Annotated in this window: 10 protein-coding genes; 4 read left to right on the forward strand and 6 right to left on the reverse strand. The window is 44.8% G+C overall.

The window, feature by feature from the left end; genetic code table 11:
- The first annotated feature begins 119 nt into the window (after positions 1 to 119).
- Entirely contained in the window at positions 120 to 977 is an 858-nt protein-coding gene (locus ACJJIS_RS16985; protein WP_475708632.1) for an alpha/beta hydrolase, read from the forward strand.
- Positions 978 to 1,008: 31 nt separating this feature from the next.
- Here ACJJIS_RS16985 and ACJJIS_RS16990 read toward each other — a convergent pair whose 3' ends face one another.
- Together ACJJIS_RS16990 and ACJJIS_RS16995 are read right to left on the reverse strand one after the other, a co-directional pair.
- Positions 1,009 to 2,037: a glycosyltransferase family 4 protein gene (locus tag ACJJIS_RS16990; protein ID WP_444914564.1), complete on the reverse strand. Its 1,029-nt coding sequence runs from the start codon at positions 2,035 to 2,037 to the stop codon at positions 1,009 to 1,011.
- 91 nt (positions 2,038 to 2,128) lie between these two features.
- Entirely contained in the window at positions 2,129 to 3,286 is a 1,158-nt protein-coding gene (locus ACJJIS_RS16995; protein ID WP_475708634.1) for an NAD-dependent epimerase/dehydratase family protein, read from the reverse strand.
- Positions 3,287 to 4,159: 873 nt separating this feature from the next.
- Here ACJJIS_RS16995 and ACJJIS_RS17000 point away from each other — a divergent pair.
- Both ACJJIS_RS17000 and ACJJIS_RS17005 read left to right on the forward strand, forming a co-directional pair.
- Positions 4,160 to 4,288, forward strand: coding sequence for a hypothetical protein (locus ACJJIS_RS17000; protein WP_444906238.1), 129 nt, complete (start codon positions 4,160 to 4,162; stop codon positions 4,286 to 4,288).
- A gap of 371 nt (positions 4,289 to 4,659) precedes the next feature.
- Positions 4,660 to 6,288, forward strand: a complete 1,629-nt coding sequence (locus ACJJIS_RS17005; protein ID WP_475708635.1) for a di-heme oxidoredictase family protein — start codon at positions 4,660 to 4,662, stop codon at positions 6,286 to 6,288.
- 69 nt (positions 6,289 to 6,357) lie between these two features.
- On the opposite strand, the gene ACJJIS_RS17010 is transcribed toward ACJJIS_RS17005, so the two are convergent.
- Positions 6,358 to 6,846 carry a GFA family protein gene (locus ACJJIS_RS17010; RefSeq protein ID WP_475708636.1) on the reverse strand — a complete coding sequence of 163 codons (489 nt, stop codon included), beginning with the start codon at positions 6,844 to 6,846 and terminating at the stop codon, positions 6,358 to 6,360.
- Positions 6,847 to 7,020: 174 nt separating this feature from the next.
- On the opposite strand from ACJJIS_RS17010, the gene ACJJIS_RS17015 reads away from it, so the two are divergent.
- Positions 7,021 to 7,809 (forward strand): class I SAM-dependent methyltransferase, encoded by a 789-nt coding sequence (locus ACJJIS_RS17015; protein WP_413664571.1) that lies wholly within the window; start codon positions 7,021 to 7,023, stop codon positions 7,807 to 7,809.
- Between the two features lie 242 nt (positions 7,810 to 8,051).
- Here the strand turns inward: ACJJIS_RS17015 and ACJJIS_RS17020 are convergent, their stop codons facing one another.
- The 3 genes from ACJJIS_RS17020 to ACJJIS_RS17030 form a co-directional block, all read right to left on the reverse strand.
- Complete coding sequence (locus ACJJIS_RS17020; RefSeq protein WP_475708637.1) at positions 8,052 to 15,689, reverse strand: beta strand repeat-containing protein; 7,638 nt, start codon at positions 15,687 to 15,689, stop codon at positions 8,052 to 8,054.
- A gap of 18 nt (positions 15,690 to 15,707) precedes the next feature.
- Positions 15,708 to 16,286 (reverse strand): hypothetical protein, encoded by a 579-nt coding sequence (locus tag ACJJIS_RS17025; RefSeq protein ID WP_475708638.1) that lies wholly within the window; start codon positions 16,284 to 16,286, stop codon positions 15,708 to 15,710.
- A 172-nt stretch (positions 16,287 to 16,458) separates the two neighbouring features.
- Complete coding sequence (locus tag ACJJIS_RS17030) at positions 16,459 to 20,814, reverse strand: RHS repeat-associated core domain-containing protein (RefSeq protein WP_475708639.1); 4,356 nt, start codon at positions 20,812 to 20,814, stop codon at positions 16,459 to 16,461.
- Positions 20,815 to 20,909: the final 95 nt, after the last annotated feature.

Below are 20,909 nucleotides of genomic sequence, written 5' to 3' on the forward strand. Positions count from 1 at the left end.
CGCCTAATCAACTGGTACTCCCCCTTTGGGTCAGATACAAGTTACAACATTGGCCTCACCCATCACAAAACAAAGTCTCACTATACTCCGATCATACCTAACCTAAAGAAGCGCCCAGAATGCCTGCCTTGCAGATAAGTGACGGCCGTATCCTTACTTATGATGACTATGGTGATCCAAATGGCTGGCCTGTGCTTTTCAATCATGGTTTCTCAGATTCGCGACTAATTCGCAATCCTGATAAGGACCTTACCGCATCTCTTGGCGTAAGAATCATCTCTGTGGATCAACCTGGTGTGGGGGGATCATCTCCCCATAGAGGCCGGCGAATGGTTGATTGGGGGGCGGATATTGAAGAACTGGTTAATCGTCTAAATATCGAGACATTTTCGGTAGTCGGCCATTCAGGTGGTGCCCCTCATGCACTTTCTATCGCTAACAAACTTCCCCACAGAGTCTCTAAAATTGCCCTTGCAGCCCCTGTTGCGCCACTGGACTACCCAGGAATGACTGACCTGCTAAAAAACCCGGATATCAGACTTATCGCAAAGATCCATCGTTGGCAATTTCTTACTCGTTGTCTGTGCCGATTAAGTGCATACCAAGCCAATAGCAATATACAAGATTATATTCAGCTCTTTGCAAAGAAAGACGCCTCTGATGCCGTACTGTTTATTCGAGACCCGGCTCTTAAGAAAATGTTTGAAGAATCATTCTCTGCTGGAGCAACGCAGCATGGGGAGGGTTTTTTTGAAATGATAATGGCGCTTTGGGATTGGGGGTTTGATCCTCGTGAAATCACTACTTCCACCAAAATATTTTATGGTGATGCCGACGATATAATTGATATTAAAATGCCAGAATACCTCTCAAGTATAATGCCAAATAGCTCAACTCAAAGCTGGCACCAGCTGGGACACTATGCATTTGTTAACAAGTACTGCTGGGTTGAGTTGCTCAAGTCAGCTCGTAAGTAAGCCTTGCGAACTTTACGAGCAACGCTTTTATCTAGCCATCAACAGGCAAAGCCTCTACTGCACTTACCGGAACCAGGCTTGAAATAAAATCCTCAGTGGCCACATCCCAGGAATAGGTCCTGGCATGAGTAACACAGTCCGATCGGTCCAATAATAGTGCCTTTTCTATGGCCACTTGCAGATTGCTATCCAACGCTCCAACGGGGGCATCACCAATGATATCTTTCGGACCTGTCACAGGGTAGGCGGCAACGGGCAAACCACAGGCTAAAGACTCAAGATTAACCAGACCAAAAGTATCAGTTACCGAAGGAAATACAAAAACATCCGCAGCGCTGTAACATTCAGTTAAGTCCTTACCCTCTTTAATTCCCAGATATACCGCCTGTGGAAACTTCCTCTTTAATTCATTGAGCTGAGGACCATCCCCTACGATAACTTTTGTTCCCGGTAGCTCAAGCGATAAAAACTTATCCAGTGATTTTTCCACTGCAACACGCCCTACATTGAGCATGATAGGTCGAGTTAGGCCCTCAAAAAGTTTTGTCTCAACCGGATGGAATTTTTCTAACTCTACGCCTCTACGCCAGCGGGTGACACGGGCAATTCCCAAGGCTCGAGCTTCCGCTGCCATACCATCTGTAGTCACCATTGTTTGCGCTCCGGAATTATGAAAGCGACGCAGGAGACCGTGTAACCACTTCAGTGGAACTTTATAGCGAATCGATACATATTCAGAGAGACGGGATAGCCAAGATGTCGTAAAACGCAAATTATTCCGCTTGCAGTAGCCACGAACAGCCCACCCCACTGGACCTTCACTCATGATATGAATAGCGTCCGGTGAAAAATCCTCAATAATTCGGGCAGCTTTCCCACCGGGAAATACTGCAATTTTCACTTCTTTATAGCCTGGCCAGGGGAAATTAGTAAAATCATTAGCAGAAACAATTTTTACTTGGTGTCCCCGCGCTGTGAGTTCTTTCTCAGTTTTTTCCAGCACTCTGGAAACACCATTTAGTTGCTCCGGATAAGTATCCGTAGCAATCAAAATCTTCATATTTTGCACTCTTCAGCTATAGACATAAAACCTCACCTTCCACAGGCAGCCTTGATTTCATATAAACCAGGGCCATTGAAGTATGAAAAAATCACCACTTCGATACACAAGGGATTTTAGTTTGGTCACATCGATGTGAATATTTTTTGGCAATACCCTCAACTTCAGTGAGAAGATTATCATTCAGGGTTATAGGATTGAGCCCCATCTCGATAAGCTGATCATTATTTACCAACAAATCATTTTCTGCTGACTCTTTCCTGGGGTTGTCTAAGTAGGCAATTCCCACCCCTGTCTTGTTGGAGATTAAATTTGCTAGATCCCTGATACGATGCGTCTCTGTCATTTGATTCAGAATTTTGACTCTATCGCCTATCTCTGGAGGATTTTCAATAGCTAACTGAATACATTGACAGGTATCCTGAATATGAATAAATGCCCGCTTCTGGCCACCAGTGCCATGAACGGTAAGTGGGTAATTAATCGCCGCTTGCATCAGGAATCGATTGAGGACTGTTCCATAGTCACCATCATAATCAAATCGATTAATCAGAGATTCATCCCTCTGTGTTTGTCGGGTCTGGGTACCCCAAACGATCCCTTGGTGTAAATCAGTGACACGTACCTGATCGTTCTTGTTATAGAAGGCAAATAACAATTGATCCTGTGCCTTTGTCATATGATAGATAGAACCTGGATTACTAGGGTAAAGAATCTCCTGTTCACTCAAATGCCCTTCAGTCTCTACCTGAATTTTTAAATATCCTTCGGGAATAGTGAGACCAGATGTTCCATACCCGTAGACACCCATAGTACCCAAGTGAATCAAATGTATATCCAATCCGCTTTCTACTATAGCCGCCAGGACATCATTGGTAGCATTCAAGTTATTATCAAGTGTATAACGTCTATGCCGGACAGATTTCATCGAATAGGGTGCAGCACGCTGTTCAGCAAAATGTACAATCGCGTCTGGTTTTTCCTCTTTTAAGAGAGTGAGCAATCGCTCAAACTCCTGTCCGAGGTTAATATAAATATGCCTGATGGACATACCGGAAACTTCACGCCATACACGAAGCCGCTCTGACAGATGCCTGATTGGTGTCAATGAATCAACTTCAAGCTCAATATCAATTTTTCGCCGTGATAAGTTATCAACAATAATAACTTCATAACCCGCCTCTGAAAGGTGGAGAGATGTAGGCCAACCACAAAACCCATCACCTCCCAAAATCAATACTTTTCTCACCCGACCCCCTAAAATTTTTTAGGAATTAATACAATTCGAATAAACTAATATTTTTAGCAGCTTCGAATTAACCTACCTCATTCAAAAGTACCAACTGCCGTGAAACGAGGCCATACAGACAAATTTATTCGATTTTTTGTGACATTGTCGTGACAATCCATATCACTATCCATGTTCCTTGTACGCCACAATGAGAAAAAATGAACCACTCGTTTAAAATATCTCTCAGCAGCTTTGTAGTTGATAGTAAGTTGGGGGCTTCCTCGCCTACAGGCGCAATAATAGAACTATCTCATTGTTTCTATATTGAAATATATGGCGACAAAGATCTTTATCGCGCCATTCAAATGAATAGTGCGCCAATTTTACTTTAAGCCTAAATACATTGAGCACTCGAACGGAAACACTATTGTTTTAGACCGATCACTCTATCCCTCTATTAGAAAGGAAAATACGCCAATAATGTTTTCAATAAAGCTAAACTTTTTTGACAATCATACGGTTCAAATTAGTCGCCCCCCCAAAGCACCTTTCTGTAAGTAAGACAGCGATCAAATACCCTTCATCTCTGTGTCTACGCTCACAAGTACATGCTGAATTTTGATCTGGTATAGCGAACTGGCCACTCACCGAAGATAAGAAGCGTTTCCATAAACCCTATCAACAAAGGTGAAATTAAATTCCACAAACAGATGAGTTATTAGCCTACAAACCATGTGTCACCTGAAGACAATACGAATCCACAATTGGGGAATTCACTCTTAATCGAAAATAATTATAAGTTTTTCAAAATATCCATTGCCTTCAGTAACGTTAATAACCAGCACTTTTTCCTAAATCTAATGTCACAACCACCAGGAATAGGGACTTTCCGTGAAGCAGGAAAGCCTGTCACCGAAAGGCAAATATGCAAATACCTACCCTTTCAAAGGAACTTATTTATCACAAACGGCAACTAAAAAAGCCGAAAAACAAAAACATAGCCGCGTACTAGCGCGGTAGGTTATGGGCAAAATCGACACAATCGGGATCGCATTTTAGATCTTTAGGTCAGTTAATCTGAGCTTTAAAATCTGCTATCGCAATACTGTATCTCCCGTGGTCTTGACGCCAGCCATAAGTGGCAGAACAGGCACAGTTCTACCTATAAGAAGCTTGCAAGGATGCTGTTAAACCTTTACTGGATGCACTTTGCGAGATAAAAATGTTATTACCAAAATCTCTATCAATTTTTCCTTGTAGCACAACTGATAATCAGTTTTTTGGGGAATCGTGCTTAAAAGAAAAGCGGTCGAGTGTCTCCGCATCGAGTGCATTTTCGTAGAAGAACTCACCTTACGTCCGCTCAATATCAGTACCCGGAGATATAGCTGATGATACTTAAAAAACACCTATTGCCTGTCACTATGGCAATATCGGCTTTAACATTTAATGCCACTCCAGCGCTTGCCGACTTTGGTTCCAAGCACGATAAAAACCGAGTTCCCAAGCACGCAAGAAAAAACCAAAGACAGCAAAGAACCACTCCCTTCGACTTCAGTGAAGTCTTCGATACCGTACAGATATTGCATGCTGGAGCAATTGAAATTCACCTGGGTGGGCATTTGGAGCAATCTGATCTCGAATCCATGGAAACCCTGGAAGCCTATGTTCATGCTTTTGAGGAAGGCGATGAATTATTCGAGATGAATTACAACGCTCTCGACGGGGTCGGGGTCAATGTGGGCAACGGCAAAAGATTTACCAGCTTCCCAAGGCCCGACCTGAAAGGACCTAATGCATGGGCGAATGTCCTGCCCCATCGTGCGACAGGCCCCAACGGTGATTCCTGCATCAGCTGTCACAACGTACCGGTAGCCGATGGCGGTGGTGGCGTGAACGATAATGTGATTCGTATGGACCCTGAACGTAAGCAAAAAGGCTTTATCGAGCGCCAGTCGCCCCACCTGTTCGGTATGGGGGCTGTACAGTTGGTAGCGGAAGAAATGACTACCGAGCTGCACACTTTGCGGGATGAGGCTATCAGTGAGAGCTGCTCATCCGGCACAGATACGACTGTCGCACTAACCGCAAAAGGCGTTAGCTTTGGTGAGATCTCCGTCTCCTGTGATGAGGTCAACTACGATAATGTTGAAGGCCTTGACGCTGACCTGGTAGTCAGACCCTTTGAGTGGAAAGGCTTAACCGGATTTGTACGCGCATTCGTTCGTGGCGCGGCACACCAGGAGCTGGGCATGCAGGCCACTGAATTGGTCGGTGATGCAGACAGCGACTTTGATTCGATCACTAACGAGCTCAGCGTTGGTGACATTACCGCGTTAACTATCTACAACGCAGCACAGCCCCGCCCGGTGACCAAAATCGAGCTTAACAGCGTGATCGATTCCCTAACCGAGGAAGAGCAGGAGACTTACGGCTTACCACTAAGCGACGGAGAAATCGCCAGTATCGAAAATGGCGAAGAGCTATTTAGCTCTATTGGCTGCGCCTCTTGCCACTCCCCTGAGATGGAAGTTGCATCACCAGTCTTCTATGAACCCTCTCAGCACGCCAACTACCGCGATGAGACTTATCCCGCAGGCGATATAGCCGGCCTACCTAGCAGATCCCTGCAATTTAACTTGCTCACAGAGATCATGGATAACCCCCAGGAGCTTCCATCCGGACAAACGCTGGGACAGTTTGAGGAGTCGGAGAATGGCGGAGCAATAGTCCGCTTGTATGGCGACCTTAAGCGTCACGATATGGGCACAGCCATGGCCGAGGAAATTGATGAGGGCAATGTGGGAGCCTCTGTATTCCTCACCGAAAACCTCTGGGGCGTTGGCTCAACACCACCTTATCTACACGATGGACGCGCTACCACTATGACCGAGGCGATTGTCTATCACGGTGGTGAAGCTGAATCCAGCAAGGAACAGTTTGATGCCCTGACAGACTCTGAAAAGGCGGATCTGGTCAACTTCCTGGATAATCTGGTGCTCTATCTCGCGGAAGAGTAAACACTAGGTCACCGCTATAGACCTGAAGCGGGGCGGCCTCAGGCTCGCCCCGCCTCTCTTTATCCCCTGCTAAGCACTGGGAATATTCTGCTGGTGCCATTCAGCCAGGGACTCCTCTGGATAGCCTTCAAACACTTCATCCCCTTCCCGTATATCTGGCTGCGCCCAACCCGGAGCAGAATCCAGCATCATATGGCTACGAACCGGCGGTACCGGCAACTCAGAGTCAATCGCAGAAGCGAAGGGGTGTACCAGTTCTGGCCAACGCGGGTCCCAAAGCCATAACGCACTGCCACATCTTGAACAAAAATGTCGCCGTGCCGGACTTTTCCCGCCATTTTCCTGACCCGTTATCCCAATTTCAGCCTGATAGATACTTAAATATTCCTCGCCCTCCACTTTCAGGGTTTGGAAATCCGCCCCCAGGTTAATAGCAAAACCACCTCCTCCAGCCGTTTTTCTGCATATTGAGCAGTAACAACGGTTGAAGGGATAAGGTTGCCGGGAGTCCAGACTGAACTTAACCGATTGGCAGTGGCAAGATCCTTTGAGTTTCACAGTACTTTCCCAGACTTTTACCTTTCGTTCCGCAGGTGGTCAGAATGACGGTTTTACGAACTGCACAGTTTCTTGTGCCATATTTATCGATGACTGAAATTGCTACACAGATCATAAGTGTATTCGGGCTAAACTGATTCACCCATCCCCAATGAGACTCAGGGCGTCACACCAATGAATGAACCTATCAGGCATGATAAGTGGCAGGCTCAAGAGTACGTAAACGCCTCTGACATGCAGTGGCGCCACGCTATGGAAGCCATACATCGCTGCGATTATCGCCAAGCTGCCACTATTCTTGATGTGGGTTGTGGCGATGGCAAGGTAACCCGCTATTTAGCTGAGCGTATGACAAATGGCAGGATTATCGGTATTGATCTAACCGAGGATATGATTTGTTATGCTAATAAAAATTACGCCAATATACCCAACCTATCCTTCGAGCAAATGAGCGCAGACGAAATCCAGTTCGACTGCAAATTCGACATTATTTTTTCTTTTAGTTGTTTACACTGGGTAGCGGACCAAGCTCAAGTCTGGAATAGTTTTTATAAATATTTAAAAGTTAACGGTAAAGTAGTTTGTGGTTTTCAGGTTGATCATGAAAATTTCTGGGAGACCGTATACGAGGAACAGGAAACAGCTACATGGAAACCCTATTTTGAAAGTTTTTACGATCCTTATAATCACTATACGCTAGAGGAAATGCGGAACTATGCCGAAGAAGCAGGCTTCTACTTACCAAGATTCGATGAAATCTATCATGTGGAAAATTTTCAAACCTGGGAAAAGCTCACTACCTTCTTTCTATCATGGGTTCCCCAGTTCCGTCATCTAGGCCACCCAGAAAGAGAGCAGTTTGCCGACCAGGTAATGAACAAATACTATAAGAAAATCCACCCGGAAATGCGAAAGGATGCTGGGGTAAGAATCAAACGATTTATTATTGAAGCAGAGAAATAGCCTCTATTCAGGCTTTCCTCACAGCACCAACACTCTCACCTGCTGCCACAGAGGATTCTGATATATTTTTATAAATAATACTGGCACCAACTATTAACCTAATCAGCTCAATTAAGTAGTGAGCGCCTCTTAAAGCTAAGTACGCAACAGATTCTTCTGGGGATACCGCATACACTTTCCTTCCGTATCTTCAGCTTTTAAGCTGGCTGCACCCGAAGGCACAGCCAATCAACTTCTACAAATTACTCCCAAGCATCAGCTAACGCTGAACTCCATTCAGCCTGCTGATCCGTATTGAGATTAATAACACCATTTACAGGCGTACCAACACCAGTCATGAACTCTGCAAGCCCGGTAACATTTTGAAATGGCAGCTGAGCACCAGTTTCCACAGCAAATACTTCTATCGCACTTTCGCTCGACTGCCAATTACGTACCTGTATCTTTTCAGTCCCAGCGAGCAGATAGATATCCAGGTGCTCACCATTAATTACCAACCAGAGATCCTCTGGAGCAATTGCACCCTCAAAAAGTACTACATCTAAGCTACTACTGCCGTTATCGATAATTACATCTGTACCGTCACCTCGGGCAAATAGATAGCTATCATCTCCTGGGCCGCCCTCCAGGGAGTCATTACCTTCACCGCCACGAATAGTATCTGCAGTGTTGGAACCTATAACGGTATCGTTGCCTTTCTCAGTACTGATTTCTTCGATGGAGTCCAGTGTTGTGGAGGAGAAATCCAGAGTGTTGTTACCTGTAGTCCCCTGAATTTTATCGACCCCCTCAAGCCCATCAATAAGTTCCACAGTAGCCGTACCGGAGTATGCTGATAAACGAATTAAGTCATCGCCAGTGGAGCCTCGGATCTCATCGGTGCCTTCACCACCGGAGTAACGGTCATATCCCGTGTCACCCGCAGTTAATAAGAAGAGGTCATTACCCGCTTCACCATAGAGGTTATCACTGCCGTAACCACCTTCTATCGTGTCTGCAGCTACTGAACCATAGATGGTGTCATTGCCATTGCCCGCCTCGATAGAAGCAATACCAATCAAAGAGGTATTGCGGAAATCCAGGGTATTGTTGGCAGTGCTACCCACAATACGATTCATCCCCTCTTTTCCATCAATTACCTCGACAGTTGCAGTACCAGAGAAGACGCTAAAGCGAAATTCATCATCTTCATCAGTCCCTTGTAAAGTATCACTACCCTCTCCCCCTTCATAACGGTCATAGCCAGTATCACCGGAGGTCACCTGGAAAATATCATCGCCACCATTACCATAAAGAGAGTCACTGCCAATACCACCAACAATAAGGTCTGACTCTTCAGAGCCCTTTATGGTGTCATTCCCCGCAGCTCCATCAATCAAAGTGATACCTTTTAACTGAGTCACAGTGAAGTCAAGGATATTATTGGCACTGGTACCTAAAACGCGGTTTTCACCTTCATCACCATCAATTTCCTCTAGGATATTAACTCCTGTAAAACTGCTGAAAATGAAATCATCGTCCTGGTCAGTGCCCAGCAATCGGTCTTGTCCTTCACCGCCGTTATAGGTATCCGACCCTGTATCCCCATTGGTAAATACAAAGGTATCGTCGCCATCACCACCAGACAGATAATCACTGCCCAGACCACCAACAATAGTATCCGCAGCGACAGTACCATAGATGGAGTCGTTACCCGCAGCGCCATCAATCTGTGCAATACCGATTAGTTCCGCCTCAGAGAAATCCAAAGTATTATTGGAGCTGGTTCCCACAATTGTGTCGATACCGCCCTGCCCATCAATAACTTCTACAGAAGCATCACCGGCGAAAACACTGAAAATAAATGTATCGTCGGATGCAGAGCCTTTTAATGTATCTCGGCCTTCGCCACCTCGATAAGAATCTGAGCCAGTATCACCTTCAGTCACCAGGAAGATATCATCTCCAGCTTCACCATAAAGTGTATCGCTACCGATACCCCCCTCAATAATATCCGCTTCACTGGAACCATAAATCACATCATTCCCTGCAGCCCCATCAATCAAACTTATATCGATCAACTCTGTTTCGCGGAAATCCAAGGTGTTGTTAGAGCTGGTACCCTGAATGGTATTAGAGCCTGCTCCGCCATTAATCCGCTCTACCGTAGCGGTCCCACTAAATACAGAGAAAGTGATGGTATCGTCAGAAGAAGTTGCCAGCAGAGTGTCAAAGTCATCTCCCCCATCAATACGGTTGGAACCGGTATCTTCGCCACTGAGGACAAAAATATCATCACCGGCATTACCGTATAGGTTATCCGAACCAGCTGATACGACAATTCGATCCGCCTCGGAGCTACCGTAAACCGTATCGTTACCAGCACCCGCATCAATTTCAGAAATATTATTGAGTTGTGCTTCAGAGAAATCCAAGGTGTTGTTGGAAGTTGAACCGACAATTCGGTTGTTGCCCCCTGCACCATCAATAACTTCTACCCTGGCATCACCACTAAAGACACTTAAGCGAACTTCATCATCGCCATCGGTCCCTAGTATCTGGTCACTTCCTTCACCACCTCGATATTGATCAAAGCCAGTATCACCGGCGGTCAGCACAAAGATATCGGCTCCACTATTGCCATACAGCACATCAGAACCAATTCCCCCTTCAATCACATCCGCAGCTGCCGAACCATAGACGACGTCGTTTCCTTGAGCAGCATTAATTAGATTGATGGAAAGCAGCTGAGTATCGGTAAAGTTCAGAGTATTGTTGGAGGAACTACCTATAATCTGGTTATTCCCACCATCTCCATCAATCACCTCTACCGTCGCAGTACCAGAAAATACACTAAAGCGGAATTCATCATCACCAGAATTCCCCAGCAGCCAGTCATCGCCTTCACCACCGGTATAAACATCGAAACCGGTATCTCCACTGGTTAGTAAAAAGCGATCGTCACCTCCTTCACCATAAAGACGGTCACTGCCAAGACCACCGACAATTTCATCGGCTACATTAGAACCGTAAAGCGTATCGTTCCCGGCCTCTGCATCCAGACGTGCAATATTGATTAAGCTCACATCGCGGAAATCTAAAGTATTGTTAGATGAAGTACCTAAAATCCAGTTATTACCTTCAGCACCATCAATCGCCTCTACTCGCGCATCACCACTGAACACACTAAAGCGGAACCAGTCATCGCTATCGCTACCGATAACCTGATCAAAGCCAGTACCACCATTCACACGATCAGAACCGGAATCCAAGCCGCTGATATAAAAAATATCATCGCCAGCATTACCGTACAGGCTATCGCTTCCACTATTACCGATTATCTTATCGCTGGCGGAACTACCATAAATAGTATCGTTGCCGCCGAGACCATCAATAAAGTCGATATTCAGCAATTCGGTATTGGAAAAATCCAAGGTGTTATTCGAGGTGGTGCCATAAATTACATTATAGCCATCGGCACCATCAATTCGCTCAACCGTACTTTCTCCACTGAAGACACTAATCCGGATGCTGTCATCCCCAGTGCCCCCTAATACCTGGTCAAAGCCTTCACCACCATTAAAGCGATCCGCACTGCCATCATTATCCTCTACCAGGAAGATATCGTTACCACCCTCACCATAAAGCGTATCGGCACCACTACCACCGATAATGACATCATCACCGTCGCCACCATAAATTGTGTCGTTACCCCCCTTACCATCGATTCGATCGGCGGTATCGGTACCCTGTAATGTGTTATTACTATCGGTACCTTCCAAGGTAGTTTGCGACTCACCGGCAACAATATCCCAGACAAACTTGGAAAAATCCAAGGGTTGCCCTGCGGTATGGCGAATAACTAACAGCTCATTACTGAATGCGCTACCATCAGATCCGATATCGGCAAAAATTAGAGTTGCACCACTGACAATCGACGCGCTGTAATTTAAATCGGGAGAATCGAGCAAACTTAGACTTGCACTGGCGTCCTCCAAGCCTCCACCCAGATTATCCAAACGTGCCCGATAGCTGGATTCCAGTTCTGCCCCATCATTAACCGGTACCTGGCTTTCCAGGGAATAATCACAAATAAACAGAACCTGCCCAGTTGTTTCATTGTCCAGGTTGAGCAGGCTCACACTGTCCAATAACTGGCCGCTGTAGGCATTATCATTACTCTGTACTGGTTGGAATACCAAGCTGTAAGCCATATCCCCATCCACAGAGCAGTCATCCAATCCCACCAGTTGGATCAGCTGCGGAGTCTGCCAATTATCTGCGGTAAACTGGAGATAGTTATTACCAAGAATTGCCGCCTCAGAATCATCAGAGACCCCAAGATTCAAAGTCAGACTGGTATCTGCCGCCAGGGCCTGATCCAGGCTAACCTCAAGCACAGCGATACTAGTACCCGCTTCATCGGTTTCAAGGTCTGTAAGTGCCTGCACCGTAATGTGACTTTCCCGCTCAGGAACTTGAATGGTGCAGCAACCACTGGTTGTTACCGTATTTTCTCCATCGGTAATTTCCAGCTCCAGGCTATAACTACCAGCTAATAAATTAGAAACATCCCAATGGTACTGATCGGAGTCGCCATCCTCATCCTCACCGATACCATCAGCGATCAGGGTTCTACCGCCACCTTCATACAAGTAATAAAGGGCAATATCTGCATCGCTGTCGGGATCACTGTCCTGCCACTGAATAAGTAATTCAGCTTCGCTGACGGTTATATCACTCGCCGGCAATACCAGGGATATTTGCGGAGCATCGTTAACCCCGTTCTCATTAATAAAGAAAGTATTGGCCGCACTCCAGTCACTAGCCTCACCCTTGCTGTCCTCAGCCTGAGCACGCCAGTAATAGTGGCTGTTGTCATTGAAATCAAACACGGGGGTCCACTGGGTAGACGCCTGAACCTGGCTTGCCACTAATAGAGTCAAATCCGCATCGGAGTAGACTTCAAAGCGATACTGTACGCTATCGCCATCGGCATCAGTGACTGGGTTAACTTCAAACAGAGGACGCAGGCTCTCTACTACCGCAGCAGAACCAGGATTTTGCAGGCTCGGAGTTGGCGGTGCCGTGTTATCGGTATCCACACTAAAGCTGGAAGTTACCCAACTAGTCTCTACCTCGCCATCGCTGGCTTTAGCGCGCCAGTAATAAGTAATATCCTCTTGCAGACCTTCAGCTATCCAGGATGTCTCCAGCTGCCCTTCTGCAGTTGGACCTGAAACCACTTTGCTATCACTGTCAAAACTCGCCAGAGTGTCCAACTCAAAGTAGTAAGTAAGCGACTGCCCCTCTGGATCGCTCCCGTTAGTTAAACGTAGCTCTACACCATTATTATCAAGCCAGCTCGATAAGGCACCATTGGGAGACACTACAGCGGGCGCTATAGGCGCATCGTTTAATGTACTAACAAGGAAGGAACCCAAATCACTTTCAGTGCGCAAACCATGCTCATCTTCTACCCAAGCCCGCCAAACATAAGCATTGTCTTCAATTAAGGGGTTGGGTACCTGCCAGCTAGTCTGGAAATTACCACCGGGCAGCAGACCGGAAACCTGGGCACTGGGATTATCCAGATCGGACTCATGGAAAAGATCAAAACCATAAGTCAAAGTATCCCGGTCCACATCGAAAGCGTGAGCCACAATCAACTCAGGACGGGTTTCAGCAACGATCCCATCCAACTGAGGGGCATTGATTGCCGGTGCAGTGGGAGCATCGTTAACTGTATTGATAAAAAAGCGGCTCGCCTCCCAATTGGATGCGACCGAGACATCTCCGCTTTCGGCGTCCACAAGGGTAATTGCACGGGCACGCCAATAATAAAGGTTGTTATCGAGAAATACCTGTCCGGAAACCAAGTCATCAGCACCCACTGCCCATGACGTAGTATCGACGCTCTCTTCCAAAGTAGCACTGGCGACTTTAGTTAACATCGCCTCATCGGCATAGACTTCAAACTCATAAGCAACACTTAAATCCGCCGCATGCTCACCATTGCTGAGGGTAAGTACCGGTAACAATTCCGCAGCACCAGCAAGTACTTCAGCATCAAATACCGGGCTAGCCAACTGGGGCGCGCCAGGGGCTACCTCTGGCACAGTCGGGTCACTGCCTACGCCCTCCTCTTCCGCATCGCTGCGGCCGTCTTCATCGTAATCGCCACTACCATCCCGATCCAGGTTACCGAAGTGCTCCATCTCCCAGGCATCATCAAGGCCATCACCATCCGTATCAGAAGAGGGGTTTATTTTCAGGTTAACCGCACGAGAACTAGAGAGAGCACCATCACTAGCTGTAAAGGAAACAACATAATTGCCAGCCTGACCAACTGCCGGTTCCCAACGAAATATACCCGTACCATCGCCGCCATCGGTGAAAATAGCCCCAGAGGGCAAGCTGCTGCTAGAGAGTTGTGGCACTGTGCCATTGGGATCGGAGGATTGCACCAGGAACCCGACCTGCCCTCCTTCATGACCGGTTCGGTCTAAAATTGCTTGAATCACCGGCGCCTGGGGCAGCGCAGCAGAGTCGGTAAAGTGTAGGGTATAACTATCTGCACCCTCATAGTCAAAGACATTGATAAAGTAATCAAAGTCCACTTTATTAGCCGCACGCTTTTTGGATAACCAGTAATTATTTTTATTTAACTCGCGGCCATCCTCGCCCACAACACGCTGTAATACTTTCTCTCCAGCATAGGGGTCACTGACCTGGATATAACCAAAGCCCTCGCCGGCAGCACCAGTTAAACTACGGGTTCCATCATTTTCAGAACCCAAAGTGTAGGAAAGCGTATCCACCTCCGCACAACTACGACACAGGGCCAGATCAACACCGGTATTTTCACTCTCATACACCGCAAGACTGCTATCAGCGGTATAGGCCAGATAGTCCAGAACGTTATCACGCCCCGGTAAGTCCACTTGTACATCTTTAAGTAACAAGTGTGCATTGGTAGCATCGATCAGCGAGGTCAACTCTCCGCCCAACTCATCAGCGTGGGTAAAGCTGGCCTCAAAGCTAATGAACTGACCGGACAGGGAGGACTCCATCACCCAGCGCCCAGCCTTCATTCCCTGAGGAGTGATATCACCAAAATTAATCAACAGGCTGGGGCTTTGTGGCTCGTTTTCCACAAAGCTATTAGTAATCGCAAAATCGATCGCCAAGCCTTGTTCGTTATCCACAATTTGGGGCTGGGCAGATTCGATATTGACTGAACGTGCAGTGCCATAACCGTTATTATCGACACGCACGCCAAGGGTATAAGGCTCAGGAGGCTCGATTTCTGTGGTAAAGGCATCATCACCTACAACCTGCTCAGTGAGGAAGTAATCCAAGGTCAATAGAGGTTGGGGTTTTACCACAATAGAATCCGGTGCAACCTGCACCACTTCATCCTTACCCCCGTAAGAATATGACAAAGTAGCGCCGACAAAAAATAGTTCGCCGTTATCAGTTTGCCCAGCAGCATTGGCGGTGGGAACAATCAACCAACGAAATTCACCGACATTGCCCGAGCTGATCTCTCCATCAGTAACTGTGCCATCCTCTGCCGTTACCAGAGAACCAATATTCTGGGTGTCGTCAACACGAATAAAAAACTCTGCATCACTGGCAGAACTATCGGAGGTTGCAGTGACCTGATTACCCTCATCATCGGCAAAATCCACCGTGATTGCGATATCCTCAATCGCAAAGGTATCCAGGCTATTGGTAATACGCATAATCGCTTCAAAGCCCTGACGCTCAAGTGTCAGCTCCTGCAATATTTCAATACGCACTTCTGCACAGAGCGACTCTTCTTGGGCTACTGCAACCAGTGGTGTAGTAAGAGTACAACACCAAACTGCAGCCCATCTCCCCCAACCTTGTAACATACTCAATATTTCCAGATATCACCTTAAAATTAAGGTGTTTTTATAAAATAAAAAACCTAAGTCGTTTTTATCAGCCTTACTATAAGAGCGAGCATCTTTATTTATTTTAATAGGCACATCATTAGCATCCATACTATCTTTAGCGTCAGACATCTTATTTACTATATATTTCTTTAACTCCAAAAAATCTGAAGCAAGTATATCTAACTCACCATCCCTAAAGCAGAGAAAACTATATATTTTCATATCACCATGAGAAGTGTGAAGCACTAGAGCGGGACAATGAGCTTTATAGTTAAAACTGTAATCCAGAATATCATCCCATTTACAGCTGGCAGCCGAAGTAAAAGGTAGGAAAATACTAGGCACATAAACACCAGGATCATTTGCGATGACTTTACGGTTACGTGGACTTACCATCAAAAAATAGACAACAGAACCGAAGAAGCACCAGAGTGACAATACGTTAATGCTTCTTGCTTGATTAAAAGAGTCACCCAGATACCCAAAACTTCCGAGCACCATTACAAAAGAGCCAAGTAAGATTAGCTTTATGTAACCTATTGGAATTTTGTAATCTACTATCAAATCAACCACCAGAATAAAGTAATTTTCCCACGTTCTAAAAGCAAGTGGAGAGGGGTGGAGAGCCGCCAAAAAGCAAATATAAAGAATGTGCTTTTCACAACCTCCACTAGAACTTATTAACCCAACCTAAGAATTTTAAAGTTAGCCTTCACAGGTTAGAACTCCATCACGTTTTGGTATTTCACAATGGATCCATGTTGGGCCTGTAGGAATCCGGATTTGCCGCAATATCAAGTGCCTTCATATATATTCCTGCAATACAACCAACTTTTGAACCTCTCCAAGTATTCCTCATATTTCGAGCAACAGCCTTTCGATTAAAATAAGCTCTGTTCTTCGCTGCTACTCCTGAGTCACTATTTCTTGATCGTTTTGCTGCATCTTTATATTTCTTTTCTATACCCCCATCTTTCTCACTTAGAGATCCTGCTGCGGCGGTACCAAAACCGACAGCTGCATCCTTGCATGCATTTCCAGGCTTTGCACATACGGCCCCCCCCACCCCACCAATTAGCGGGCCCCCAAGTGGACCAAGTGCGCCGGACAAGGCTCCAAAAAATATTTCACACGGCCCTCCTCCCTGCACTGCAGCACACAAAGCTCCTAACATTGCTCCTAATGGATTAAGACCCTCTGGATCTACATAACGGATAGAATTTGAATTGGCGTAGATATAGGGATTTATTCCGCCATAAATACCAATAGGATCACTTTCAAGATAGCGTCCAATATCAGGCGAGTAATCCCTCATATAATTATGATATAAACCACTCTCATGATCATAATATTGCCCAGCAAATCTTAAATTATTCTGAATTTTTTCAACCGCCAAAGTTACTTCACCAAAAGATTTATATCTAGCCTCCCAAACTACCATACCAGAATTATCAATCATCTTTTTTGGTGTACCAAGATGATCATTTTGATAATAAAAAACCTCTCCAGAGCTAACTCGCTGAAATAATGGGTTCGTCATCCACGGCAAGCCTGGCTTGAAATGATACTCCTTAATTAAGTTTCCATTGGAATCATATTCCGCAGCCATACCTTCTTTGTTATATAGGAAAAAAGTGAGACTCTCAGTTTTTTTATAAATACGTTTTCCATATGGATCATATCGGTATTCCCCGACAGAACGCCCATTTTTGTTAACTGTAATCAATCGCTCTTCATGGTTATAGAGGTAATCCCAGGTATTATCAGCCTGTGTTCTCTGAATAGTATGATCATTGTCGTTATACTTAAAAATTGAACTATCATCACCAGTAATAGCCTTGAGCTGATTATTATTGTTATAGCTACTTTGTGACTGAACAGCTTTAAAACTATCGCCTACATCATCACTTCCCACATATGAGTAACTAATACGATTACTAACACCGTCGTAATTAAATTCCTCATCAATCTTAAGACCTTCCAGTGGATAACTCGCTTTTCTTAAGCGAAAAATCTCATCATACTCAAAATTATATTTACCATATTTAGTAGTAATTTTTTCAATATTACTTTCCAGGTCATACTCATAAATAGCATGAGCATTATCGTTGCCCGCGCCATCTATAAGAATTTCATCTTTAACACGTAAAAAATCGTCATAACTCAGTATGATCGTACTGCCTCCCGGAAGAAGCAAAGTCTGAGGTGCCAACCATTGAAAGTTGGTCCAAGCCAACTGGCCGGCGCCAGGAATATGTACAGCAGCAAGCTGATTATTTTTATTATAATAGTAGGTGTAAGTAATACCCTCAGGATTAGTATAGGTCTTTTTCTGACCATTACCGTAATAGCTGTAGCTATAAGCTTTGGAAAAAGCTATTGATTCAGATTCATCTTCCTCACCGTAATAGTCTACCTTAACAGATTCTAAACGATTTAAACTATCGTAAGAATATGTCTCACCATGTCGAACAATATCAGGGGTAGCATTTGCAATATCAGAACCTGGATACTGCAAATAACCTACATACTGTGATTTATTATTATAGTAATAATCTACAACTTTAATCGGACTCACACTAACCTTACTGGCAAAAACCTCTGATTTTGCCAACCTATTAGCATTATCGTAACTATAAATAAGTCTTTCTTGCTCAGGATTTACAACTTCAATTAGATTTCCAGTGCCGTCATAACTATAAACCCTCCGCTTGCTAGAGCCTATAAACATATGTTTACTTTCAGTTTTAAGAAGATCATTTTTATCATAAGTATATATGGTTAGACGCCCCTCTGGATCTTTCACCTGAATTAAATTATCCCGAGCATCGTAACCAAATTCAGTTTTTTTATCCTCACCATTCACTGGATCAACAATAGCAACCAATCGATTTAGCTTATCGTAGTTATATTTATGAGTGCTTTCTAATGCGTTGACTTCACTACTCAAATTACCAACCAGGTCGTAACCATAACCAAGCAAGTGCTCTACGTTGTTAGCATCCTGCTTATTTTTCACCAAGCGGCTACGATTGTCATAACTCAACTCTTCTTTATAGGTTGGATATTCAATTTTTGACAACAGGTTACCCTGATATGAATACTCAATACGATTCTGCTCGCCATCGATAATAGCAGTCAATTGGTTTTGGTAATCATACTCCAAACCAATTGATACACCCTCAGAATCAGTAGTTGTTACAAGGCGGTTACCCCTATCAAAATCAAGTTCTAGCAGGTTACCCGCATCATCTATGACTGCTAGTGGTAACCCAGAGGCATTGTTCGTAATATGCTTACTATTTCCACTTGCATCAGTCACTTTAACTAAATGACCAGTATCATCGTAATCATAAATGTTACCTTGACCATAAGGGTTTAAATCACTAATTAAATTACCGACAGAATCATAATCTTGTGTCCAGGTTTTCTGACGAGCATCCACTATAGTTTTAGCATTGCCATTACTATCGTAATCTCGATATTCAATGCTATTGCCTTCCGGATCAGTAACCTTGATAACATTCCCATAGCCATCATAATCCCAAGTGGTAGTAGCCAAGGCAGTATTACCTGCTACAGATTCTCCTGTAGTCTCAGTAATCATCTGGCCATACTCATCGTAGGTATAGCGGGTTGTGCGCTGATCGGGAGTTCCCAACGCTTCGGTTAGCGTTAGTAAATTACCCTGCTCATCATATTCATATTCAGTAATAACTCCTCGCTCATCCCGCTCTCTGAGGGGCAAGGTTAATTCGGTATTCCAATCGGTAGTGGTATAACTGCCATCAGCGAATTCGGTACGGGTAATATTTCTAAAGGTGTCGTAATAATATTTGGTTTCTAATCCTCTAGCATCGGTAGTAACACTACTGATAATTCGAATTGGATCTAAACTATTCAGATAGACTTTGGTATCTACGCCAGTGCTATATTGCCTAGCATATTCATCGGCAGTTTCATTATCAGAATACAGATATTCAATCTTGTATTGCAGTTCACCACCGACCACTTTCCTTAATGGCATACCGGCAGCGTTGCTGAAGGTTTCAGTAATAACTCCAGAGCTATCCTGCTGGGTCAGTAGATATTCCTCTTTTTCTTCGTCATAGCTATGGCTATAGCTAGTACCAACACCATCGGCGTTCTTACTACCATTAATATCTCCATCAGCCGTTGAAGAATATGTAGTAACACGGCCATTGGGGTCAGTCATGCTTTTGAGAGTGCGTTTTCCATTATCGAGTTCATGGTACTGATAGGTCCAATTAAAACCACGCACATCCGTAACGGCAATTAACTGGCGGTAATTAAGACTGTCCTCACTGTCCTCTCCATAGTGATAGGTGATACTGCGACCAGTGTAATCTTCCAATTTTTTCAGTAAGTAAGCAGAATCTCCGTTCCGTTCTTCATATTCCTCCCAGTGGTAAGTAATTACGATATTTCCATGGTGATCTTTAACAGATTTCACACGGTTTCCATCATATTCCAGAGTTACACGTACACTATTTTTATCTTCATAATATTTTGGGTTTAAATTTTGGTAAAATATCAGATTGCCTTTTCTATCTCGCCAAGTGTAGTCACCCCAACCGTCATTTTTTGTAAAAGTTAGCGCAAGCTGAGAATGGTATAAATGCCCCGGCTTTCCAAGCCTATCAAAACCAAGACAATTCCAATGTGCATCATAACTTACCGGTATGTAAGTTTGACCATTGCGAATAATACGTTCGTAGCCAACCGCACAGCTCACGACATCTCCTCCTATAATCCATGATGTCGCTTTAAAGTCTTTTTCAATATGGCTCCAGCGTCTATTCCATTCCCAGCCACTACGAGTCCAGCGGCGGTTCATACGCACGTAGCCGCCCAATACTTTAACCCGCATATCCTCAAAGTCTTCCCGACTATCGGGTCTTACCGCAGCGGGAGCAGCACCATCACTACTAATACCTGGCTTAGCGAGCGCCAGAGGGGCTGCCAGTGAAGCACAAAGAGAAAAGATCACACCGAAATAGAGGGGACTAAGCCTTCTCTTATTTTTTTTCCATAAATACGCCACTATTCCCTGTGCGGAGTTCCCGGTGAAAAAATTCATGCTTACTTCCTGGTCTTTATTAAAGGCGAATGTAGAACATCCACTACAATATTCTATTTTTGTATTTATTAGCTTCTTACCAGCAGAGCCACATC

The sequence above is a fragment of the Microbulbifer maximicatervae (SeqCode) genome (assembly GCF_056231245.1).

What these genes read in the sequence shown, in the direction of transcription:
- ACJJIS_RS17030 (WP_475708639.1), bottom strand. Translation starts at nt 20,814, where the DNA reads ATGAATTTTTTCACCGGGAACTCCGCACAGGGAATAGTGGCGTATTTA.
- ACJJIS_RS17020 (WP_475708637.1), bottom strand. Translation starts at nt 15,689, where the DNA reads ATGTTACAAGGTTGGGGGAGATGGGCTGCAGTTTGGTGTTGTACTCTT.
- ACJJIS_RS16990 (WP_444914564.1), bottom strand. Translation starts at nt 2,037, where the DNA reads ATGAAGATTTTGATTGCTACGGATACTTATCCGGAGCAACTAAATGGT.
- ACJJIS_RS16985 (WP_475708632.1), top strand. Translation starts at nt 120, where the DNA reads ATGCCTGCCTTGCAGATAAGTGACGGCCGTATCCTTACTTATGATGAC.
- ACJJIS_RS17015 (WP_413664571.1), top strand. Translation starts at nt 7,021, where the DNA reads ATGAATGAACCTATCAGGCATGATAAGTGGCAGGCTCAAGAGTACGTA.
- ACJJIS_RS17005 (WP_475708635.1), top strand. Translation starts at nt 4,660, where the DNA reads ATGATACTTAAAAAACACCTATTGCCTGTCACTATGGCAATATCGGCT.